Annotated in this window: 16 protein-coding genes; 9 read left to right on the top strand and 7 right to left on the bottom strand. The window is 74.6% G+C overall.

The window, feature by feature from the left end:
- Positions 1–16 precede the first annotated feature (16 nt).
- Positions 17–2,257 (top strand): SF1B family DNA helicase RecD2, encoded by a 2,241-nt coding sequence (recD2, locus tag J4709_RS06285; RefSeq protein WP_307801028.1) that lies wholly within the window; start codon positions 17–19, stop codon positions 2,255–2,257.
- Positions 2,258–2,270: 13 nt separating this feature from the next.
- Here recD2 and J4709_RS55420 read toward each other — a convergent pair whose 3' ends face one another.
- From J4709_RS55420 to J4709_RS06260, 5 genes are all read right to left on the bottom strand, one after another.
- Positions 2,271–3,614, bottom strand: coding sequence for a potassium channel family protein (locus tag J4709_RS55420; RefSeq protein WP_208237939.1), 1,344 nt, complete (start codon positions 3,612–3,614; stop codon positions 2,271–2,273).
- A gap of 152 nt (positions 3,615–3,766) precedes the next feature.
- On the bottom strand, positions 3,767–4,558 hold the full coding sequence (locus J4709_RS06275) for an MBL fold metallo-hydrolase (protein ID WP_208237937.1): 792 nt from the start codon (positions 4,556–4,558) through the stop codon (positions 3,767–3,769).
- Between the two features lie 10 nt (positions 4,559–4,568).
- On the bottom strand, positions 4,569–5,147 hold the full coding sequence (locus tag J4709_RS06270) for a TetR/AcrR family transcriptional regulator (protein ID WP_208237935.1): 579 nt from the start codon (positions 5,145–5,147) through the stop codon (positions 4,569–4,571).
- Positions 5,148–5,241: 94 nt separating this feature from the next.
- Positions 5,242–6,567, bottom strand: coding sequence for an FUSC family protein (locus J4709_RS06265; RefSeq protein ID WP_208237933.1), 1,326 nt, complete (start codon positions 6,565–6,567; stop codon positions 5,242–5,244).
- Between the two features lie 158 nt (positions 6,568–6,725).
- Complete coding sequence (locus J4709_RS06260) at positions 6,726–7,259, bottom strand: CGNR zinc finger domain-containing protein (protein WP_208237931.1); 534 nt, start codon at positions 7,257–7,259, stop codon at positions 6,726–6,728.
- Between the two features lie 78 nt (positions 7,260–7,337).
- Here J4709_RS06260 and J4709_RS06255 point away from each other — a divergent pair, with 78 nt between their 5' ends.
- Positions 7,338–7,523 carry a hypothetical protein gene (locus J4709_RS06255; protein ID WP_208237929.1) on the top strand — a complete coding sequence of 62 codons (186 nt, stop codon included), beginning with the start codon at positions 7,338–7,340 and terminating at the stop codon, positions 7,521–7,523.
- Here the strand turns inward: J4709_RS06255 and J4709_RS06250 are convergent.
- Positions 7,520–8,932: a type I glutamate--ammonia ligase gene (locus J4709_RS06250; RefSeq protein WP_208237927.1), complete on the bottom strand. Its 1,413-nt coding sequence runs from the start codon at positions 8,930–8,932 to the stop codon at positions 7,520–7,522. The two genes, J4709_RS06255 and J4709_RS06250, sit on opposite strands and share 4 nt — an antisense overlap.
- Before the next feature lie 127 nt (positions 8,933–9,059).
- Here J4709_RS06250 and J4709_RS06245 point away from each other — a divergent pair, with 127 nt between their 5' ends.
- The 4 genes from J4709_RS06245 to J4709_RS06230 are packed head-to-tail and all read left to right on the top strand — an operon-like array spanning position 9,060 to position 17,233.
- Complete coding sequence (locus J4709_RS06245) at positions 9,060–10,169, top strand: amidohydrolase family protein (RefSeq protein WP_307801026.1); 1,110 nt, start codon at positions 9,060–9,062, stop codon at positions 10,167–10,169.
- A 60-nt stretch (positions 10,170–10,229) separates the two neighbouring features.
- A complete protein-coding gene (locus J4709_RS06240; protein WP_208237923.1) occupies positions 10,230–11,618 on the top strand; it encodes an FAD-dependent oxidoreductase in 1,389 nt (462 codons plus the stop codon).
- A 55-nt stretch (positions 11,619–11,673) separates the two neighbouring features.
- The gene (locus J4709_RS06235) at positions 11,674–15,042 is read left to right on the top strand and encodes a DUF4132 domain-containing protein (protein ID WP_208237921.1); all 3,369 of its coding nucleotides are present in this window, start codon (positions 11,674–11,676) and stop codon (positions 15,040–15,042) included.
- A 10-nt stretch (positions 15,043–15,052) separates the two neighbouring features.
- Entirely contained in the window at positions 15,053–17,233 is a 2,181-nt protein-coding gene (locus tag J4709_RS06230; RefSeq protein ID WP_208237918.1) for a DUF4132 domain-containing protein, read from the top strand.
- 9 nt (positions 17,234–17,242) lie between these two features.
- Here J4709_RS06230 and J4709_RS06225 read toward each other — a convergent pair whose 3' ends face one another.
- Positions 17,243–18,367, bottom strand: a complete 1,125-nt coding sequence (locus J4709_RS06225) for a cystathionine gamma-lyase (protein ID WP_208237916.1) — start codon at positions 18,365–18,367, stop codon at positions 17,243–17,245.
- Between the two features lie 240 nt (positions 18,368–18,607).
- On the opposite strand from J4709_RS06225, the gene J4709_RS06220 reads away from it, so the two are divergent.
- The 3 genes from J4709_RS06220 to J4709_RS06210 all read left to right on the top strand — a co-directional run bounded on the left by J4709_RS06220 (position 18,608) and on the right by J4709_RS06210 (position 22,810).
- Positions 18,608–19,144, top strand: coding sequence for an RNA polymerase sigma factor (locus J4709_RS06220; RefSeq protein ID WP_208237914.1), 537 nt, complete (start codon positions 18,608–18,610; stop codon positions 19,142–19,144).
- Complete coding sequence (locus tag J4709_RS06215; RefSeq protein WP_208237913.1) at positions 19,134–19,409, top strand: hypothetical protein; 276 nt, start codon at positions 19,134–19,136, stop codon at positions 19,407–19,409. Before J4709_RS06220 ends, J4709_RS06215 begins: the two co-directional genes overlap by 11 nt.
- A gap of 101 nt (positions 19,410–19,510) precedes the next feature.
- A complete protein-coding gene (locus tag J4709_RS06210) occupies positions 19,511–22,810 on the top strand; it encodes a DUF4132 domain-containing protein (RefSeq protein ID WP_208237911.1) in 3,300 nt (1,099 codons plus the stop codon).
- Positions 22,811–22,877 lie beyond the last annotated feature (67 nt).

Below are 22,877 nucleotides of genomic sequence, written 5' to 3'. Positions count from 1 at the left end.
GGCCATGATGAGGTTCGTGACGTCGCGCTCTCCGCATCCGGGCCAGCCCGAACCGCCTCGGCCGGTGGTCCTGGAGGCGGTGCTGGAGCGCGTCACCTACGCCAACGAGGACACCGGCTACACGGTCGCGCGGGTCGCGACGGAGCGGACGGGCAACGACCTGCTCACCGTCGTCGGGGCGCTGCTCGGCGCGCAGGTGGGGGAGAGCCTGAAGCTGACGGGCCGGTGGCGGTCGCATCCGAAGTACGGCAAGCAGTTCGAGGTCGACTCCTACAGCACCGTGCTGCCGGCGACGATCCAGGGCATCCGCCGCTACCTCGGCTCCGGCATGATCAAGGGGATCGGACCGGTGATGGCGGACCGGATGGTCGGCCATTTCGGCACCGACATCCTGCGGGTCATCGAGGAGGAGCCGCAGCGGCTCGTCGAGGTCCCCGGGCTCGGCCCGAAGCGCACCAAGCGGATCGGCGAGGCGTGGGAGGAGCAGAAGGCCATCAAGGAGGTGATGGTCTTCCTGCAGGGCGTCGGCGTCTCGACGTCGCTGGCCGTCCGCATCTACAAGCAGTACGGCGACCGGTCCGTCGAGACCGTGCAGAAGGAGCCCTACCGGCTCGCGGCGGACGTGTGGGGCATCGGGTTCAAGACGGCCGACACGATCGCGCAGGCCGTGGGGATCCCCCACGACAGCCCCGAAAGGATCAAGGCCGGGCTCCAGTACACGCTGTCGGAGGGCGCCGACGACGGGCACTGCTTCCTGCCGGAGCCGAACCTCGTCACGGCGGCGGAGAAGATCCTCGGCGTGGGGCGGGAGCTGATCGTCCCGGCGCTGGACGAGCTGGCCCGCGACGAGGGCGTCGTCCGCGAGCCGATCCCCGGGCCCGGCGAGGACGCCGCGACGATCCCGGCCGTCTACCTCGTCCCGTTCCACCGGGCGGAGCGGTCGGTGGCGCGCGGGCTGCGCGAGCTGCTCGACGCGAAGCAGGACCGGCTCGCGGCGTTCGCGGACGTCGACTGGGACAAGGCGCTGCCGTGGCTGAAGAAGCGCACCGGGCAGGCGCTCGCGCCCGAGCAGGAGGAGGCCGTCAAGCTCGCGCTGACGTCCAGGGTCGCCGTCCTCACCGGCGGGCCCGGCTGCGGGAAGAGCTTCACCGTCCGGTCGGTGGTGGAGCTGGCGGCCGCGAAGAAGGCGAGGATCGTGCTGGTCGCGCCGACCGGGCGGGCCGCCAAGCGGCTCGCCGAGCTCACCGGGCACGAGGCCGCGACCGTCCACCGGCTGCTGCAGCTGCAGCCCGGCGGCGACGCCAAGTACGACCAGGACAACCCGCTGGACGCCGACCTGGTCGTGGTCGACGAGTCCTCCATGGTCGACCTGATCCTGATGAACAAGCTGGTCAAGGCGGTCCCGCGCGGCGCGCACCTGCTGCTGGTCGGCGACGTCGACCAGCTCCCGTCGGTCGGCGCGGGCGAGGTGCTGGCCGACCTGCTCGGCGCCGAGGTGATCCCGCGCGTCCGGCTGACGAAGATCTTCCGGCAGGCGCAGCAGTCCGGGATCGTGGTGAACGCGCACCGCGTCAACACCGGCGAGCACCCGCACACCCGCGGCTACCCCGACTTCTTCCTGTTCCCCTGCGACGAGCAGGAGGAGGCGGCGGAGCTGACCGTCGACGTCGTCGCCAACCGGATCCCGCGCAAGTTCGGCCTCGACCCGCGCCGGGACGTCCAGGTCCTCGCGCCGATGCATCGCGGGGTCGCCGGGGCGGGCGCGCTGAACGCGCAGCTCCAGGAGGCCCTCACCCCGCACCGGGACGACCGTCCCGAACGGCGCTACGGCGGGCGCGTGTTCCGCGTCGGCGACAAGGTCACCCAGCTGCGCAACAACTACGACAAGGGCGAGGCGGGCGTCTTCAACGGGACGGTCGGCGTCGTCACCGCGGTGTCCCTCGAAGACCAGTCGCTGACCGTCCTCACCGACGAGGACGAGAGCATCGACTACGCCTTCGACGAGCTGGACGAGCTGGCGCACGCCTACGCCATCACGATCCACCGCTCGCAGGGCAGCGAGTACCCGGCGGTCGTGATCCCGCTGACGACCGGCGCGTGGATGATGCTGCGCCGCAACCTGCTCTACACCGGCATCACCCGCGCGAAGAAGCTGGTCGTGCTGGTCGGGTCGCGGCGGGCGCTGGCCGCGGCCGTCCGCACGGCGGGCGCGGGCCGCCGCCACACGGCCCTCGCCCACCGCCTCAACCACCCCTAGCGGGCCGGGCGGCTCAGCAACCGCACCGGACGGACGACGAGGAGACGAGCCGTGCGTCCTCCGGTTCGGCCTCTGGTGCGTCGGAGTCCGCCGGTGCGGGGGGATGCGCGACGATGCGGCCGCGGTGCGGGTAGACGAAGCGCGGGTCATGGCCGTTCAGCCCGTGGACGACGGCGTGGACGCTCAGGGCGGTGATGTCGCAGACCTCGCCGATGGAGAACAGCGACCTCGTCTCGCTGATCACGGCGTTGTCGCCGGCGCGCAGGACGACGTGCAGGCGCGGGGCGATGGCCAGGGCCGCGATGGCGACCTCCACGTTGTCGAGGTCGTCGGCTCCCATCGCCGCGAGGGCGCGCGCCCGTCCGAGGCCGAGGTCGGCGAGCACCTCGCGGTCCTGCGCGTGCGCGATCAGGACGGGGATGCCTGCGGATCTGGCGAGCCGGAGGTTGGCGGCCCGCGGGTCGCGCTCCACCGCGATCACCGGGATGCCGAGCCGCCGCAGGGCCATGCACAGGCGCAGGCTGACCTGCCCGAGCCCCACGACGACGACGTGGTCGCGGGTCGGGCGGATGCGCGGGCCGACGATGTCGATGCTGCGCGCCGACAGGAAGCGGTTGACGATCCCGGCGGTGAACAGGGCGGTGTAAACGAGGCCGAGCAGCATGTTGGCGCTCGACGCGGCGAGGTACCAGCCGGGTGCGTGCCCGGTCTCGCCCGGCCCGACGGTGGCGACGATCCGGGTCGCCATGTAGAAGGCGGTGAGCGGTTCGGCGTGCAGCGCGACGACCGCCAGCAGCCATTCCAGCAGCAGCGTGAAGGCGAGCCCGCCCAGCCCGGTCAGCAGGAGACGGCTCGTGCGGTCGTGCGGTCGGATCTGCCCCGCGAGCGTCCTGGCGAGGTTGCGGACGCGGTGCCGCGGACGCCAGGCGGCGGTGCCGATCCCGTCGTCCGTGCCGCTGATGACGCGGGCCGGGTAGGACGCGGTGTCGACGGCGAGGACGGGGTCGCCCATGCAGGCGCCGATGATGGCCGGCACCGCGATGTCGGCGGGGGAGGTGATCTGGCAGTTGGGCATGGTGGTCAGCAGCTGGTCGGCGATGGTGCGGTCGAACAGCAGGACCACCAGGCGGATCCCGGGGCGCAGGTACTCCACCAGCAGCGCGTACCGCAGCGCGATCACGTCGCCGCGCACCAGCAGCGCGACCGCGTCCACCTCGTCGGTCAGCGCGCTCTGGAGCTGCTGGTCGTCGGGCTGCGGCAGGTGGAGCGCGCGCGTCCCCTGCCGTGTCAGTGCCCCGCAGGTGCGGCGGGCTATCTCGGTGTCCCCTACTACGAGCACGCGCTGTTGACGGCTCACGTTCCTCCGCTCACTGGACCGGGCGTTCCGCAGTCTCGGCCCCGCATGCGGGCGAGGGCGTCCGAGATCTGTTCGTGATGACAGTCCTGGACACCCTCGCGGCCGCACTGTGCGCGAAGACCCGCAACGAGCAGGGAGGAAGCCGGTGCCGGCTACAGGTAGCGGGCGAACTCCCAGGGGTCGTGCGCGGAGAACACCTCGACGCCGTTGCCGGGGTCGAGGACCAGCTCCCGGAGCCGGGCGACGCCGGCGAGCCGCTGCTCGCGGTCCACCTCGCCGCCCGCCTGCACCAGCTCCATCAGCGGATGCGTGACGGGCTCGGGCCGGTCGACCTCGCCGTGGTACATGTACGCGTCGCCGGCGTGCAGCAGCCAGCGGTCGCCGTCCCGCACCGCGACGCCGGCGTGGCCGGGCGTGTGCCCGTGCAGCGGGATCAGCAGGATGTCCTCGGCGACGCCGTCAAGGGACTGGACGCCGTCGAAGCCGTTCCAGTGGTCGCCGGGCCCGCTGTCGTAGGTCACCCATTTCGGGCCGTGGGCGAGCTGCGCCGGGGTCTTGCCGCCGTCCGCCCGCTCCGCCTCGAACAGGTGCACCGCGGCGTCCGGGAAGTCGCTCAGCCCGCCCGCATGGTCGCGGTGCAGGTGCGTCACCACGATGTGCCGGACGTCCGAGGGGGACAGGCCGAGGGCCTCGATCTGCGCCGCGGCCGTCGTCGCCGGGTCGAGCGCCGGCCGCGTCATCTCCACCCAGTCGTCCATCAGCCGCCCGGACGGGTCCGCGATGTCGCCGGCGCCGATGCCGGCGTCCACCAGCACCAACCCCGACGCGTCCGTCTCCACCACGAGGACGTGGCTGACGCCATGGGCGGGTTTCAAGGGGCTGCCCGGTCCGTCGGCGGGCTCGATCTCCAGCATCCGGGCACAGTCGAAATGATGCACGCGCATGGACGTCTCCTTAGAGTGTGGCTTGGTCGATCAGGTCGCCGAGCTGGGCGGTGACCGTGCGGATCACCGCGACGTCCTTCTGGACGCGGGCGAGCATCACCGCGCCCTGCAGGGACGACAGGACCGTCGCGGCGAGCGGGTCGGCGCGGTCCTCGGCGACGCCCCAGTGGCGCAGCGCCAGCGCGATGCCCTGCTGCCACTCGCCGTAGACCGCGTCGCACGCCGTGCGGATCGGCTCACTCTCGGCGGCCGACTCCAGGGCCACGGTCGCGACCGGGCATCCCTTCGTGAAGTCGGACTCCAGCAGGCCGGCGGCGAAGTACTCGCCCATCGCCGCGACGCCGGCCCGCCCGTCGGGCGCGCTCAGGACCGCCTGTGCCAGGGAGTCGCCGACCTCCCGGCCTCCCAGTGCCACCGACTCCGACGCCAGCTGCTCCTTGCCTTCCGGGAAGTGGAAGTACAGCGACCCCTTGGGGGCCCCGCTCTCCGCCAGCACCTGGTTCAGCCCGGTGCCGTGGTAGCCCTGCCGCTGGAACAGCTCCGCCGCCGTCCGCAGGACCCGTTCTCTCGTCTCGCCCCGTGGTGCCATGCCCATCACACTAGACCGACCGGTCTAGGAATTCAATAGACCGGTCACCCTATTTTTGATCCGAGTGAACGGACCGTTCGCCTCGGACGCGGGGTCAGCGGTAGAAGTCGTCGGAGTCGCGGGCGGTGCGCTCCGCCGCGGCGGCGGCGGACGCGGCGGCCCGGCGCAGCTGGTGCCCCGCCTGCTGGACGACCCGGACCGGCCGCTCCGGCAGGTGCCGCGTCGGGCCCCGGTGCCGCCGCCAGTGCTCGCGGGCGCGGGCGCGGTGCTCGACGCGCAGGTTCTCGATCAGCCGGTCGATGTCCATGGACACCTCGCCGTACAGCGGCCACAGGTCGCCCGCCGCGGCCCGCTCGTGCAGGCTGCGGGTGAGCCGCGAGCGCCGCTCCCGGGCGATGTCCACCCGCACCTCCAGCTCGTTCTCCGCCAGGTACGGGCGCGCGTCGGTGGCGAGGTCGGAGCGGGCCAGCCGGCCGTAGGCGGCGACGCTCGCCGCGATCCCCGCCAGCGCGTCGCCGAGCTGGCGGCGCAGCGTCGGATCGGTCAGCAGCCGGCCGCGCGGGCCGAGCCGCTCGTCGTCGGCCAGCGACCGGGTCAGGCCGCGCAGCGACAGCGTGAAGTGCTCCATCGTCTCGACGGCGTTGCGCAGCGCCACCCCCGCGTCGACCAGCCGCCGCGCCTGGGTGCGGGGGTTGAGCCGGACGCTCTCCTCCGCGTCCCGCAGGTCCTGGTCGGTGCGGCCGATGTCGCGGGCGAACCGCTCCGCGTCCTCCTGCCACCGGGCCGCCTCGCCGTCCTCGCGCTCGCCCTGCAGCCCGTCGGCGATCTTCTGGATCAGCTCCCGGAGCTGCTCGGCGACGTCCTGGACGGCCTCCTCCGCGGGCCGCACCCGCACCGACGGCACCAGGAACGTGGCGACGAGCCCGGTGGCGGCGCCGACCAGCGTCTCCAGGATCCGGTCGGCCGCGCCGGGCCAGTTGGACGCGCCCAGCGCGAAGATCAGCATCGCGCTGATCGGCACCTCCAGCATCTGGTCGCCGAGCCGCAGCACGTACCCGATGACCAGCGCCGCGAGGATCGACAGGCCGAGGCTCCACCAGGAGAACCCCACCCCGTGGGCGAACAGGACCGCGATCATGACCCCGGAGGTGACCGCGCCCACCCGCAGCAGGCTGTGCTTGATCGTCTCGTAGACGGAGTGCTGGACGACCAGCAGGGCGGTCAGCGGGGCCAGCAGCGGCGGCTGGCCGGTGCTCGGCAGCACGTACCGGGCGATCAGGAACGCGGCGACGGCGGTGAGCGTCAGCCGGGCGACCCGGTACACCGACGACGGGGCCTCCGTCGCCACCTGGATCGGGGAGCGGCCGGCGCGGCCCTCGCCACCGAGGAAACCGGGACGTTGGAAGAACGCAAGAGGCATCTGTGCACAAAAGGGTCGGAGTCAGCGGTACGTGAGTCGGCATGCCCTCTCGGGCACCCAATACTCAAGGGGACACCGATCCGCTTGCCTCAGCCCCGCCGGCGGGCTCTGCCCGGCCCCGCCGGCGGGCCCTGCTCGGCCTCGCCGGCGGGCTCCGTTCAGCCTCGCCGGCGGGCTCGAAACGCCGCCACGTTCGTCCGGTTCGCGCACGCCTCCGAGCAGAACCGGCGCCGCCCCGCCCGCGAGGTGTCCGCGTACACCCGGTCGCAGCCCTCGGCGTCGCAGACGCCCGTCCGGTCGATCCCGTGCTCGACGACCAGCTCCGCGAGATGCATCAGCGTGGTCGCGCGGAACCGGACCGGCAGCCGCGACGAGGGCGGCGCGTAGTGCATGTGCACGCCGTGCGGGTCGTGCTCGGCGAGGTGCGGGTGCAGCGGCAGCTCCAGCATCAGCCCGTTCAGCAGCCGCATCGCCTCGTCGAGGCCGGGGGCCTCGAAGAAGGGGCGCAGCGTCCGCCCCCACTGGCGGAACTCCCCGGCGTCGGCCGCCTCGAACTCGTGCCAGAAGAACCCGTTCTCGCGCAGCACCTCCCGCAGCGCGTCCGGGGAGTCGTCGCCGTCGGCGCTGGTCACCGCGTTGACCAGGGCGACGGCTGCCGCCACCCCGTGGCTCTTGTACCCGGTTATCCGCATTGCCCCGGCTCCCGCTCCATGCCATGCTGTAAATGGCATTCTAAGTTTAACCCTTACAAGCTTCCCTGAGGACGCGCCGTGCAGGACTGCCCGCGCTGTGGCTGGCCCCGATCCGAGGTCTACGAGGTGCTGTCCCGGCACCTCACCTCCGAGGGGGTGGTGAGCTACACCCGCTGCGCCTGCGGCGAACTGGAGGTGCGCGTCCAGCCGTTCGCGCCCGGCGCCGTCGTCGGCGCCGCCGACCCGCCCGAGCCCGGCCGCTAGTGCCGCCAGCGGGTCGCGGCGGCGATCTCCTCCGGGGCCGCGCCGTCGAACAGCGCGATCTCGCCGCGGCGGACCGCCGCGACCGTGTCGGTCACCGCCTCGCCCAGCGCGTCCCGCAGCACCGCGTCCTGCTCGAACGCCGCCACCGCCTCCGCGAGCGAGACCGGCAGCGCCCGGACGCCGCGCGCCGCGCGCTCCTCCTCCGCCATCCCGGCCGGATCGACGTCGACCGGGTCCGGGAGCGTGCGCCCCGCATCCAGCCCGGCCCGTCCCGCCGCGAGCAGCGCCGCGAGGGTGAGGTAGGGGTTCGCGGCGCCGTCGAAGCACTTGACCTCCAGGTTCGCCGCGCGGTCCCGCTCGCCCTGCGCGCCGGTGACGAACCGGAGCGCCGCCTCCCGGTTCTCCAGCCCCCAGCACGCGAACGCGCCCGCCCAGTGCGACGGGACGAGCCGCAGGTAGCTCGCCACCGACGGCGCGCCGACCGCGAGCAGCGCGGGCAGGTGGTCCAGGATCCCGGCGGCGAACGCCTGCCCCGCGTCCGTCATCCCGCACGGGCCCGCGCCGCCCGCCATCGCGTTCGCCGGGCCGTCGCCGGTGTCCTCCCGCCACAGGCTGATGTGGACGTGCGCGCCGTTGCCGACCGAGCCCGCCACGACCTTCGGGGAGAACGTGGCGTGCATGCCGTGCTCAAGCGTCACCGCCCGGATCGTCTCGCGGACCAGGACGGCGGTGTCGGCCGCGCCGACCGGGTCCTCGGCCGCCACCGACAGCTCATACTGCCCGGCCGCGTACTCGGGGTGTAGCTGCTCGACCGAGACGCCCGTCCGCTCGAGCGCGGTGAGCAGCGCCCGCAGGTAGCCGGCCAGCTCGCTGATGCGCGTCATCCCGTACGCGGGACCGTGGCAGGCGGGCGTGAACTCCTCCGCGGTGGTCGACACCGCCCACTCGATCTCGAACGCCGTCCTGACCGACCAGCCCGCCGCGGCGAGCCGGCCGGTCTCGCGGCGCAGCAGCGCCCGGCCGTCGAGGGGGTGGACGGCGCCGTCCTGCGCGTACCGGTCCGCGGGGGCGTGCGCCCAGCCCGGCAGCGCCGCCAGCGGGACGAGCCGGTCCAGGTCGGGGTGCAGCCGCAGGTCGCCGACCGGGCCGCCGGCGTGCCGGCCGGACACGATCGAGTCGTCCAGCAGGAACACGTCGAACACCGGCGACATCCCGACGCCCCAGGTCGCCGCGTGCTCCAGCCGCCCCACCGGGACGGTCTTGGTGCGCGTGATCCCGCTGACGTCCACCCAGGTCAGCGCGACGGCGGCGATGTCCTCCCCGGCCAGCCGCCGGGCGGCCTCGGCCGCCCGCGCGCCGAGCCGGGCGCGCTCGTGCCCGTCGAGGGCGGTGTCGAAGGTCTGTTCCACGGTGCGGCTCCCGGTCATGGCGGCGGACGCGGGCCTGACGGCAGGGGCGGGGCCCGCAGAGGCATCGTAGGAAGAACGCCCCGCGATTTCAGGGACGCCGCCGCGATTGCGGGGGAGGTATCGGGGCGTGCTCGAATATCTGGAGTCGCTGCCGCTGATCGACCACCACTGCCACGGAGTGTTCGAGGACGACCCGGACCGGGCGGCGTTCGAGGCGCTGCTCACCGAGGCGGAGGCGGGCGGGCCGCCCGGGGTGAGCATGTTCGACACGCAGGTCGGGTTCGCGCTGCGGCGCTGGTGCGCGCCCGTCCTGGACCTGGACGCGCACGCGGAGCCGGACGCCTACCTCGCGCGCCGCGCCGAACTGGGCGCGGCGGAGGTGAACCGGCGGTTCCTCGCCGCGGCCGGGCTGGAGGCGCTGTGCGTGGACACCGGCTACGCGCCGCGCGCACTGCTGGACCCGCCCGCCCTCGGACGGCTCGCCGGGGCGCGCGCGCACGAGATCGTCCGGCTGGAGACGGTCGCCGAGCAGGTCGCGGCGGAAGGCGTCGACGCGCACGGGTTCGCCGACGAGGTCCGCTCCCGCCTCGCCGCCCTCGCGCCGGCCGCGGCGGGCGCCAAGACGATCGCCGCCTACCGCGCGGGGCTGGAGCTGTCGGGGGTGCGGCCGTCGGACGCGGAGGTGACGGGCGCCGCCGGGATCCTGCTGCGGCAGGAGGAGATGCGGGTCGGCGACGAGATCCTGCACCGCTTCCTGATCTGGTGCGCGGTCGATCTCGGGCTGCCGGTCCAGTTCCACGTCGGGTACGGGGACGTCGACGCCGACCTGCGCCGCGGCGACCCGCTGCTGCTCATCTCGCTGCTGCGGGCCATGGACGCGGCGGGCGCCCCCGCGCTGCTGCTGCACAACTACCCGTTCCACCGGCGGGCCGGGTACCTCGCGCAGGTGCTTCCGAACGTGTACGTGGACGCGGGCCTCGCCACCCACAACCTCGGGCACCGGGCGCCCGCGCTGATCGCCGAGCTGCTGGAGCTCGCGCCGTTCGGGAAGGTGCTGTACTCCTCCGACGCGTTCGGCCTCGCCGAGCTGTACCACCTGGGCGCGCTGCTGTTCCGGCGCGGCCTCGCCGGGTTCCTCGCGGGCGGCGTCGAGGACGGCGCGTGGACGTCCGCCGACGCCGAGCGCGTCGCCGCGCTGGTCGCGTCCGGCAACGCCCGCCGCGTCTACGGGATCTGACCCGCCCCTGAACCGGCCCCGCCCGCGGGTACGCTCGGGGACGATCTTCGGGAGGTGCCCATGGCAGGACGCGAGCGGCTGCTCATCATCGGGGGCGACGCGGCAGGGATGAGCGCCGCGTCCCAGGCCCGCAGGCGGCGCGGGGACGGCGAGCTGGACATCACCGTCATCGAGCGCGGGCACTTCGCGTCCTACTCGGCGTGCGGCATCCCGTACTACGTCGGCGGCGCGATCGGCGACGCCGACGACCTGATCGCGCGGACGCCCGCCGAGTTCCGCGACCGCGGCATCGACCTGCGGATGCGCGCCGAGGCGACCGAGATCGACCTGGACGCGGCGCGGGTGCGCGTCCGCGCGGTGGAGGGCGGCGGCGAGACCTGGGAGCCCTACGACCGGCTCGTGATCGCGACCGGCGCGGTGCCCGCGCGCCCGGACCTGCCCGGCGCGGACGCGGCAGGCGTGCACGGCGTGCAGGTGCTGGACGACGGGATCGGCATCCGCCGCGTCCTGGAACGCGACAAGCCGCGCCGCGCCGTCGTGGTGGGCGGCGGCTACATCGGACTGGAGATGGCCGAGGCGATGGTGACCCGCGGCCTCGACGTGACGATCGTGGACGGCGCCGAGCAGCCGATGAGCACGCTCGACCCGGACATGGGCGCGCTCGTCGCGGACGCGATCCGCGGCATCGGCGTCGACCTGCACCTCGGCGACCGGGTCGAGGGCTTCGACACCGGCCCGGACGGGCGGGTGACCGCGGTCCGCGCCGGGGGCCGTTCGCTCCCCGCCGACCTGGTGATCCTCGGCCTCGGCGTCCGGCCGGGCAGCGACCTCGCGCGCGCCGCCGGGATCGAGACGGGCCCGACCGGCGGGATCGTCACCGACCGGCGGATGCGGACGCGGACCGAGCGGGTGTGGGCGGCGGGCGACTGCGTCGAGACCCGGCACCTCGTCTCCGGGCTGCCCGTCGCGATCGCGCTCGGCACGCACGCCAACAAGCAGGGCCGCGTCGCCGGGATCAACCTCGGCGGCGGCTACGCCACGTTCCCCGGCGTGGTCGGCACCGCCGTCTCCAAGATCTGCCACGCCGAGGTCGCGCGGACCGGGCTGAACGAGCGCGAGGCGGCCGCCGCCGGGTTCGCGACGCTGAGCGTCGTGGTCGGGTCGACGACCCGCGCGGGCTACCTCCCGGACGCCACCGCGATGAAGACCAAGCTGGTCGTCGAGCGCCGGTCGGGCCGGCTGCTCGGCGGGCAGATCGTCGGCGAGGAGAACGCCGCCAAGCGGATCGACGGCCTGGCCATCGCGCTGTGGAACCGGATGACGGTCGAGGAGATGACCGGCCTGGACCTCGGGTACGCGCCGCCGTTCTCGCCCGTCTGGGACCCGGTCCTCATCGCCGCCCGCAAGGCCGCCGAGCTGGTCGAGGAGGACATGCGCCGCTCCCCATGACCGGGATCGGGCGATTCGGTGCGGGTTTGTCGGTGATCTCCCTTACGGTGCCGTCATGAGCACGACGGACACCGCGGCCGAGGCCCGCCCCGATGAGAACGCCCTGGTGATGCCGGACGCGTGGCTGCGCAGGCTGCATCCCCGCCGCGACCGGCCGCGCCCCTGGCCGGCGGTCCGCGCCGACCGGAAGGCCGCCGAGACGGCCCGGGCCATGCTGGCGGAGTTCCGCTCGGAGATCGAGGACGTGCTCGCTCTGCCGGGCACGCCGTCCGCGGTGGCCGAGGCCGGGCGCGCGCACCTGCGCGGCGAGCCCGACCCGGTCGGCGCCGCGGCCGTCGCCCTCGTCGCCGCGCCGCTCGGGCAGGTCATGTACACGCGGCGGGACCCGTTCGTGGACGTGTGGGCCGAGGACCACGGCGTGGCCTTCGCCGCGTCCGCCTTCGTCGCCCGCGCCGGCCTCTGGGCGCCCTTCGAGGTCGTCGGCATGGAACGGCGTTGGGAAGGCGTGCGCGAGCGTCGCCCCGAGGAGACCTGGCTGGGCGGGTGGGCCCAGGAGGACACCGCCCGGCGGCTGCGCGCCCTGCTCGCCGCCGCCGGCGACGAGACGTGCGGCGAGGCCGCGGAGGGGCTGTCGCGCCATCGCGGCACCCTCGTCCAGAAGGCCGTCGCCTCCTACCTGATGCCCGACCGGCGCGACTGGTTCGCCGACCTGCTCGCCGACCCGCAGGCGACGATGGCGGCGGTCCACCCGGGCGAGCGGTGGCTGCTGCTGTGCACGGTGGCGGAGCGGGCGGAGCTGGACGCGTTCGGGCTGGTCCTCGAGAGCCGGAGCCCCGGCGTCATCACCAGCCTCGTCGACGGGATCGGCCCGGAGGCGGCCCTGGACGTGCTGACCGACGCGCTCGACGCGCCCTACCTCGACGGCGACACCTCGCGGACCCTGCTCGACGCGCTCGCCGTGCTGCCGGTGGACGCCGCGTTCCAGGCGCTGCTGGACCGGCTCGACCGCAAGTACGCCGAGGCCGAGGTGCTGGCGGCGGCGCGGCGGTTCCCGGCTCGGGCGCTGCGGCTGCTCGCCGCCGCCGCCGCGGCCGACCGGCCGGCGGTGGCGGAGCTGCTGCCGGCGCACCTGACGGCCCACCCCGCGCTCGTCGACGAGCTGCTTCCCGAGCTGCCGGAGACGGTGCGGGAGACCGTCCGGAAGGCGCGGCAGGACGGCGCCCGGGCACCGGAGGCCGATCCCGCGTCGCTGCCGCCGCTGCTCGTGGACCCGCCCTGGAACCGCCCCCGCGCGAAGTCCAAGCCGGTCGTCATCAAGGACCTGCCCGCGCCCGGCGCCCGGGCGATCGCGTGGCGGCCGGGGGAGCGCGAGGACTGGACGGTCGACCTGCACCACTACTGGCGGTGGGTGGACCGGCTGGACTGGCCCACCCAGGTCGCGAAGTTCCGGAAGGGCGAACTGCTCGCCCACATGCAGCCGATGCTGTTCGTCGAGGGCCCCGAGGAGCTGGTCCGGCCGCTGCTGGCCGGCTGGAACCCGCCCGAGCCCTGGTACGTGGACGAATGGATGCGCGTCGTCGTCGCCCGGTTCGAACTGGACGCCCTCGACGCCGCCGTGCTCGCGGCACGGCGCGATCCCGCCGGCGTCGGCGCGATCCTGATGCCGTACATGAGCGACGAGGTGGCCCGGCTGATGGCCGACTGGCTCGTCCGGCTGAAGCAGGCGGGCCGCACGGCGCGCGCCTGGTTCACCCGGCACGGCTTGGACACCGTCCCCGCGCTGCTGCCCGGCGCGCTCGGCAAGGCGGGCGCGGAGCGGCGGGCCGCCGAGGCCGCGCTCCGGTTCGTCGCGTCCCAGCACGGTGCCGACGGCATCGTCGACGCGGCGCGCGCGCACGGCGACAAGGCCGCCGGCGCGATCGAGGCGCTGCTCGCCGTCGACCCGCTGGAGATCCTGCCCGCGAAGATCCCCGCGGTGGGCGACTGGGCCGACGTCCGGATGCTGCCGCAGATCCTGCTCCGCGACCGCGAGCGCGCGCTTCCCGAGGCGGCGGCCGCGCACGTCCTGACGATGCTGGCGATGTCGAAGCCCGGCGAGGTCTACGCCGGGATCGACGTGGTCCGCGACCTGTGCGACCCGGCCTCGCTCGCCGGGTTCGGCTGGGCGGTGTTCCGCCGCTGGGACGCGAACGGCGGCCCGTCCAAGGACGGGTGGGCGCTGGCGCAGCTCGGCCGGCTCGGCGACGACGGCACCGTCCGCCGCCTCACCCCGGTGATCCGCGCGTGGCCGGGCGACGGCGGCCACGCCAAGGCCGTGGTGGGCCTGGACGTCCTCGCCGAGATCGGCACCGACGTCGCGCTCATGCACCTGCACTCGATCGCGCAGAAGGTGAAGTTCAAGGGGCTGCGGACGCGCGCGCAGGAGAAGATCGAAGAGGTCGCGGCGGGGCTGCAGCTGACGCCCGAGCAGCTCGCCGACCGGCTCGTCCCCGACTTCGGGCTCGGCCCGGACGGGTCGATGACGCTCGACTACGGGCCGCGCCGCTTCACCGTCGGGTTCGACGAGCAGCTGCGGCCCTACGTCGCCGACGAGGACGGCACGCGCCGCAAGGCCCTGCCCAAGCCCGGCGCCAAGGACGACCCCGACCTCGCGCCCGCCGCCTACAAGGCGTTCTCGGTGCTGAAGAAGGACGTCCGCATGGTCGCCGCCGACCTGCTCGCCCGGCTGGAGACCGCGATGGTGCGGGGCCGCCGCTGGTCCCTCACCGAGTTCCGGGAGCTGCTCGCCGGGCACCCGCTGGTCGGGCACCTCGTCCGGCGGCTGGTCTGGATCGCCGTCGAGATGGACCAGTACAAGAGCATCACGTTCCGGGTCGCCGAGGACGGCACGTTCGCGAGCGCTCACGACAGCGCTCTGGAGTTGCCGGAGACGGTCGTGGTCGGCGTCATGCATCCCGTCCACCTCGGCAAGACGGACCTGGTGGCCGCGTGGTCGGAGGTGTTCGCCGACTACGAGATCCTGCAGCCGTTCCCGCAGCTCGGACGCCCCGTCCACCAGCTGACCGACGAGGAGCGCAAGAGCGGCCACCTCGCCCGGTTCGAGGGCGCCACCGTGCCGGTCGGCCGGATGCTCAGCCTGACCAAGCGCGGCTGGGAGCGCGGCGCGCCGCAGGACGCGGGCGTGGAGTGCTGGATCTCCCGCCCCGCCGGCGCGAACCTGCACGTCGTCATCGACCTCGACCCCGGCATCGCCGTCGGCGACCCGGACGCGCTGGGCGACCAGAAACTGCGGCAGGTCTGCCTCTGCCGCCGCCCGGACGAGCTGTGGATGCACCAGGGGGACCCGCGGCCGTTCGGCGAGCTCGACCCCGTCACCGCGTCCGAGATCATCGCCGACCTGACCGCGCTGACCAGCGCCCGCTGAGGGGGACGACATGCAGGACGCGCCACGGGACGCGCTGCCCGCGAACCTCGTCGACCCGCCGTGGCTGCGGAGACCGGCCGCGCCGAAGGCCGTCGCCGGGTCCGCCGTCGTGCCCGGACTCGAACCACCGGGCGGCCGGCGCATCGTCTGGGAGCCGGGCGAGCGCGAGCGGTGGGCGGCGATGCGGCCCTACGGCGGGCCGTGGGCGGACGGCGACTGGGAGCGGGAGGCCGAGAAGGTCCGCGACGGGTCGATGTACCTGCCGAGCCAGGCCGGGTTCCTGGCGAGCGCGCCCGAGGCCCTCGCCCGCCCGCTGCTGGCCGCCTGGGAGCCGCCCAAGGTGACCTGGAACTTCGACCACTCGCTGAAGCCGATCGTCGCGCGCTTCGAGGAGGCGGCGTGGGACGTGTCGGTCCGGATGGCGAAGGCGAACCCGTTCGGGACCGGGCCCGTCCTCCTGCCGTTCCTCGGCGCGGACGTCGCGCGGCTGATGGCCGACTGGCTCTACCGGCTCAAGTCGGCGCAGGAGCTCTCCCGCGCGTGGTTCGCCCGGCACGGTCTCGACGCCGTCCCGTACCTGGCGCCGGACGCGCTCGGCAAGCGTGTCGGCCCGCGCCGCAACGCCGTCCAGGCGCTGCGGATCATCGAGGGTGACGTGGTGGAGGCGGCCCGCGTCCACGGCGACGAGGCCGCGCGGGCCGTCGCGGCACTGCTCGCCGACGCGCCGCAGGAGACCGGCCCGAGCCACGAGCAGCCGAAGCCGTCGCCGCTGCCGAGCTGGCTCGACACCGGCGCGCTGCCCCGGCCCGTGCTGCGCGAGAGCGGCCTGCGCCTTGCGCCGGACGCCGCCCGCAACCTCGTCCACCTGTGGTCGATGTCGCTGCGCGCCGGAGAGTTCCCCGGCGCGCACGAGGCCGCCGAGGAGACCGCCGCGCTCTGCGACCCGGCGTCGCTGACCGCGTTCGCCTGGGCGCTGTTCGAGGCGTGGCGGGACGCCGGGATGCCGGGGCGCTCCGGGTTCGTCATGCCCGCCCTCGGCCGGTTCGGCGACGACGAGACCGTCCGCCGGCTCACCCCGCTGATCAAGGAATGGCCCGGACAGAGCGGTCACGACCGCGCCGTCGCCGGGGTCGGCGTGCTCGCCGAGATCGGCTCGGACGTCGCCCTCATGCACCTCGACGGGATCGCGCGCGGCACCCGGTACAAGGGCCTGCAACGGCAGGCGAAGGCGAGCCTGCGGAACGCGGCCGCGCGGCGCGGGCTCACCGGCGCGGAGCTCGCCGACCGGCTCGTCCCATCGTTCGGATTGGACGCGTCCGGCTCGATGACCCTCGACTACGGCCCGCGCCGCTTCACCGTCGGCTTCGACGAGCAGCTGCGGCCGTACGTGACGAGCGAGGACGGCAAGCGCCGCGCCGCCCTGCCGAAACCCGGCGCCAAGGACGACCCCGACCTCGCGCCCGCCGCCCACAAGGCGTTCTCGGCGCTGAAGAAGGACGTCCGCACCGTCGCGTCCGTGCAGGTCGCCCGGCTGGAGGCCGCGATGGTCGACCGCCGCGCCTGGACGCCGGAGGAGTTCACCGCGCTCTTCGTCCGGCACCCGCTGATGCGCCACATCGCCCGCCGCCTCGTCTGGACGGCCGACGGCACCGCGTTCCGGATCGCCGAGGACGGCACGCTCGCCGACGCCGGCGACGAGGCGTTCACCCTGCCCGGCGGCGCGCGCATCGGCATCGCCCACCCGCTGCCGCTCGGCGACGCCGTCACGGCCTGGGCGGAGACCTTCGCCGACTACGAGATCACCCAGCCGTTCCCGCAGCTCGCGCGGCGCGTCCTCACCCTCGCCGACGGTGAGGGCAAGGACGGCCGCCTCGCCCGCTTCGAGGGCCGCACGGTGCCGTTCGGCAAGATCCTCGGCCTGACCCGGACGGGCTGGGAGCGCGGCGCCGCGCAGGACGGCGGCCTCCAGCGCCAGATCTCCCGGCCCGCGGGCCACGACCACGTCGTCATCGACCTGGAGCCCGGGATCGCGGTCGGCTACGTCGACCTGCACCCCGAGCAGCGGATCACGCGCGTCCGGCTCGCCCCCGACTCCGACGAGTACCCCCCGGGGCTGGACGCCGGGCCCTTCGCCGGCGTCGCCCCCGTCCTGATGTCGGAGATCCTCACCGACCTGGAGAACCTGATGTGAATGCGGGGTTCAGCGGGCGCTCCCGGCCTCCTCCAAGGCCGCGAGCACGTCGGCGAGGAGGTCGCCGGTGTTCTCCACGCCCACCGAGAACCGGACGAATCCGGGCGCCACGGCGTCGCCGCCCCAGCGTCCCCGCCGCTCGGCGGAACTGTGCACGGAACCGAAACTCGTCGCCTGGTTGACCAGCCGCATCGCGCCGAGGAAACGCTCCGCGAACGCCTCGTCCGGCAGCGTGAACGACACGACGCACCCGAACCGCCGCATCTGCTTGGACGCGATTTCATGGGACGGGTCGTCCGGCAGTCCCGGATACCGCAACCCGGCGACCTCCGGCCGCTCTTTCAGCGCCTCGGCCAGCGCCATCGCATTGGCGTCCTGCCGGTCCAGTCGCAATTCCAGAGTGGCCAGCGAACGGTGCGCCAGCCACGCCTCCATCGGCCCCGGAATGGCGCCCACCGTCTTGCGCCACAACCGCACGCTGTCCGCCAGCGCCGCGTCCCGCGTCGCGACATGCCCGAGCAGCAGGTCGCCGTGCCCGGTCAGGGCCTTGGTGTCGCTGGCGACCGCGAAGTCCGCGCCGAGGTCCAGCGGACGCTGCCCGAGCGGTGTGGCCAGGGTGTTGTCGACCGCGACCAGCGCGCCCGCCTCGTGCGCCGCCTCGACCAGCCGCGCGACATCGCACACGTCCAGATTCGGATTCGACGGTGTCTCCACCCACACCAGCCGGGCCCCGTCGAGCAATTCGATCTGCGCATTGCCCGCCGTCGGCCCCATCCGCACGACCGCCCCGTACGATTCGAGCCGCTCCTTCAACGCCCGCGTCGTCTGGTAGCAGTCGTCCGGCAGAACCACAACGTCACCGGAACGCACCTGCGACAGAAGCACCGCCGCGATCGCCGCCATTCCCGACGAGAAAGCGGTCACTTCGGCGCCGCCCTCCAGTTCGCCGATCGCCGCCTCCAGCAGCGTCCACGTCGGATTGGTGTCGCGCCCGTACGTGTAAGGCCCCACCGGCTCGCCCGGCAGGTGGAAATGCGCCGCGAAGACCGGCCCCGGCAACGGCGGCGCGTACTTCTTCGCGGGCGGCCTCCCGGCCCCCACCGCCAGCGTCCCGTCCCCAAGTTCACGCGTCACACGTCCTCCTCTTCCTCGCCACCATCGTCCCGCACGCCTCCCACCAGCACGAACACGCCCCGACCGATCATCCGTGGCGGGGCGAATCCTTTCGTGGGGGCGGGGCCTCTTATGGGCGTGCCGGTGAACGGGCCGGCACGGGAACGGAGGTCATCATGCTCATCGCAGGGGTCGTCGCGGGCGCGGCGCTGCTCGTCTGCACGTGCACCGCCGCGGTCGTGCGGCGCAGGAGGGGGTCGCGTGGCTGAGCGGGCCTGGCCGGGGGAGCGGCTGGTCGCCGGGGCGCAGAGGGGCGACGCCGAGTCGATCGCGGCGCTGGTGTCGGGGTCGCATCCGCATGTCCGGCGGTTCGCGCACGCGCTGTGCGCGTCGCCGCAGGACGCCGAGGACGCCGCGCAGGAGGCGCTGATCGTCCTGTACCGGAAGATCGGGACGCTGCGGGCGTCGGGTGCGCTGGCGTCGTGGATGTTCCGGATCGTCCGCAACGAGTGCCTGCGGCGGGCGCGGACGGTGCTGCAGCCCAGGGAGGTTCCGGACGGCGCCGTGCCGTCGGCGGAGGACGACGTACTGCGGCGGCTGGAGGCCGAGCGGGGCGCGGCGGCGATCGCCGCGCTGCCCGCCGACCAGCGGCGCGTCCTGATCATGCGGGACGTGCAGGGGATCCCGGGGCGGATGGCCGCCGAGGCGCTCGGGCTGAGCGTGGCCGCGATGAAGTCGCGGCTGCACCGGGCGCGCGCCGCGGTCCACGAGGCGCTGGAGGGCGGCCATGAACGGTGAGCTGGGACGGCATCTGGCGCGGGGTGCGGTGGGGTTCGGTGCGCTGGCGGGCGCGGTCGCGCTCGTCCCCGTGGTCGGGCTCGCCGGGCTGGTGCTGGCGCCGGTCGGCCTGGTCGCGCTCCGAGGCTGCCCGGCCTGCTGGTTCATGGGGCTCGCGCAGGCCCTGTCCCGGGGACGGCTGGAGCGGTCGTGCGAGGACGGGGTGTGCGAGTTGTCCGTGGCCGCGCGTCCGGGCGCGACGCGCGGCCCGGCCGGCGGGCCCTGACCGCCCGCGGGGAAATGTCGGAGCACCGCCCTACGCTGGCGGGCGCCGACACTTCCGATCTCGGGGTGGTCCGCCGGGACGCTCCTCTACCGTGAGGCGACATGGACGATCACCCCCCGCTGCCCGACGAGGACGCTCTGACGCTTCCGGCCGCCTGGCGCCGCAAGCTGCACCCGAGGCGCGGCGGGCTGCCCGGCCCGGCCTTCCCGGTCGACGACGCGGCACCCGCGAGGGCGCGCGCGCTGATCGGGAAGCCCGGCGGCCCCGTGGAGGCGATCGCCCCGGACAAGAGCGGCGCCCCGGGCCTCGCGGAGGCCGCCCTGCGGCACCTGGCCGGGGAGCCCGACCCGGTGGGCGCCGCGGCCGTCGCGGCCGTGGCCGTTCTGGACTTCACGCTGTTGAGGGCCGACGCGCCCTACGAGACCTTCATCGACTCCTGGATCATCGAGCGGGGCCTGCCGTTCGCCGCCTGCGCGGTGGCCGAGCTGGCCCGGACGACCGGCCAGCGCGCCGGAAAGGACGGCCCCTGGAAGGGCGGCTGGGCGGGGGTGAACCGCGGGCTGAACGGGTTGGGGCCCGGGTCGCCGGCCGACGGTCTGCGCAAGGTCCGCGGCCTGCTGGCGGCCGCCGACGAGGAGGTGTACGCCGAGGCGGTCGAGCGCCTGGCCGCGCACCGGGACGGCTGGGAGGCCCGGTGGCTGGTGTCCTACCTGGCGCCGACCCGTCGGGACTGGGTGGAGGAGTGCTGCGCCGCACCCATCGTCACCGGACGCCCCCGGGGACTGCACGCGCTCGCGCTGGCCTCGCTCGGCACGCCCGCGCAGCTCGCGGCGCCCTATCCGGCGATCGGCCTGCACTTCGGCGGGGCGTCCATCGACGTGCTCGCCACGATGGCGGACGGGATCGGCCCCGGCCTCCTGCCGTTCCTGCTCGAGCAGTTCGACGGCCGGTACCTCGACGCCGAGGGCCGCAAGCGCGTCGCCAAGGCGATCGCGTTGCTGCCGTCGGACGAGGCGTTGCGCGTGCTGCTCGACCGGCGCGACCACAAGTACCTCAAGCCCGAACTCGGCGACGCGCTGAAGCGGTTCCCGGTCCGGGCGCTGCGGCTGCTCGCGGAGGCGGGCGAGGACGCGCTCCTGGAAGAGCACATCAGGACCAGTCCCGGCGTCGTCAAGGCGCTGCCCGGCCTCCCGGACGACGTGCGCGCGGCCGTGGAGAAGGCCGCGGGGACGTCCACGCGGGTGCCGGAGGCTCCGGCGGGCGCCGTCCCCGAGATCCTGGCCGCCCCGCCGTGGGAGAACCCGTTCCTGCCGGTCGTCGCGGGCCTCACGCCACCCGAGGGGGAGCTGCGCTGGCGGGACGGCGAGCACGCGGACTGGCTCGGCACCGACGTCGGCTCCGTCGGCGCGCCCCCGAGCGGCGACGCGGCGGCCCTGGCCCGGGCGATCCGCGAGGGCGGCGCCGGGTCCATGGCGCCGGTGGTGCACGGGCCGGAGGATCTCGTCCGGCCGCTGCTCGCCGGCTGGAAGGGCTACGACCGGTACGACACCGGACGGTGGATGAGGCGGGTGATCGCCCGCCATGGCCTCGACGCGCTGCCGCCGGCGCTGCGCATCGTGAAGAAGAACCGGATGCGGATCACGCTGCTCGCGCCGTTCCTGCACGCCGACGTGGCGCTGTTCATGGCCGGGCGGCTCGGCGGCGGTGACCACGACGCCGAGCGCTGGTACGACCGGCACGGGTTCGACGCCGTCCCGTACCTCGTCCCGGCGGCGCTCGGCAAGGCGAAGGGGGCGCGCCGCCCGGCCGTCCGGGCGCTGCGCCACCTCGACCGCGACGACCCGGGCAGGCGCCGCGCGATCGTGGACGCGGCCCGCGCCGCCCATGGCGACGAGGCCGCCGCCGCGGTCGAGGGCCTGCTGGCCGCGCACCCCGTCGACACCGGCGAGACCGCCCCGCCGAAGCCGCCCGGCTGGGCGGACCCGGAGGTCCTCCCGCAGGTGCTGCTGCGCGGCGGCGGTCAGGCGCTCCCCGCCGCCGCGACCGCCCACCTCGTCGAGCTGCTCGCCCTCCCTTCCCCTTACGGCCTCGATACGGTCAGGGCGACCTGCGACCCGGCGTCGCTGGCGGAGTTCGGCTGGGCGCTGTTCCAGAAATGGCAGGACGCGGGCGCCCCGTCCAAGGAGGGCTGGGCGCTGGTCCAGCTCGGCCGCACCGGCGACGACACGACCGTCCGCCGCCTCACGCCGATCATCCGAGCGTGGCCCGGCGACGGGCGGCACGCCTACGCGGTGACGGGCCTGGAGGTGCTCACCGGCATCGGGTCGGACGTCGCGCTGATGCACCTGCACGGCGTCGCGCAGAAGGTGAAGTTCAAGGGCATCGAACGCGAGGCGCAGCGCCGCATGCGGCAGGTCGCCGACCGGCTCGGGCTGTCCACCGACCAGCTCGCCGACCGGATCGTCCCGGTGTTCGGGCTGGACGGCGACGGCGCCATGACGCTCGACTACGGCCCGCGCCGCTTCACCGTCGGGTTCGACGAGGCGCTCAGGCCGGTCGTCGCCGACGAGGACGGCAAGGTCCGCAAGTCCCTGCCGAAGCCCGGCGCGAAGGACGACCCGGCCCTCGCGCCGGCCGCGTACCAGGCGTTCGCCGACCTGAAGAAGGACGTCCGCGCCGTCGCCGCCGACCTGCTGCGCCGCCTGGAAGGCGCGATGGTCGCGCAGCGCCGCTGGACCCCCGCCGAGTTCGGCGACCACGTCGTCGGCCACCCCCTCGTCCGGCACGTGGCGCGCCGCCTCGTCTGGTTCGCGCAGGACGGCGACGCCGTCACCCCGTTCCGGGTCGCCGAGGACCGCACCTTCGCCGACGTCGGCGACGACCTCGTCGAGGTGCCCGAGCACGCCGCCATCGGCCTCGCGCACCCCGTCCGGCTCGGCGACGCGCTCGGCGCGTGGTCCGAGGTGTTCGCCGACTACGAGATCCTCCAGCCGTTCCCGCAGCTCGGCCGCGCCGTCCACACCCTCACCGGCGCCGAGCGGGACGGCGGGCGGCTGGAGAGGTTCGAGCATCTGAAGGTGCCGCTCGGCACGGTGCTCGGCCTGGTCGGCCGCGGCTGGGAGATCGGCGCACCGCAGGACGGGGGCGTCCAGGAGTGGATCTCCCACCGGGTCCCCGGGAACCGGCATGTCGTCATCGACCTGGAGCCCGGCATCTACGCGGGAGAGCCGGCCGCGTCCGGCGACCACCAGACCCTCAAGACGGTCTGGCTCGGCGCGGAGGCCGGCGCCTACCGGTACCGCTCCAGCAGGGACGCCCCGCTGCGCTTCGGCGACCTCGACGACGTCACCGCGTCCGAGATCCTCGCCGACCTGACCCGCCTCGCCGGCGCGGCCGTCTGACCCCCGGAACGGGACATGAGCGAAGATGACACGTCGTGAAACGGGGTGGTTTGTCGGCGTGCTCCTC

It is taken from the genome of Actinomadura violacea (assembly GCF_017573465.1).
GTDB lineage: Bacteria > Actinomycetota > Actinomycetes > Streptosporangiales > Streptosporangiaceae > Spirillospora > Spirillospora violacea.
This window is presented reverse-complemented; position numbering and strand designations above follow the sequence as displayed.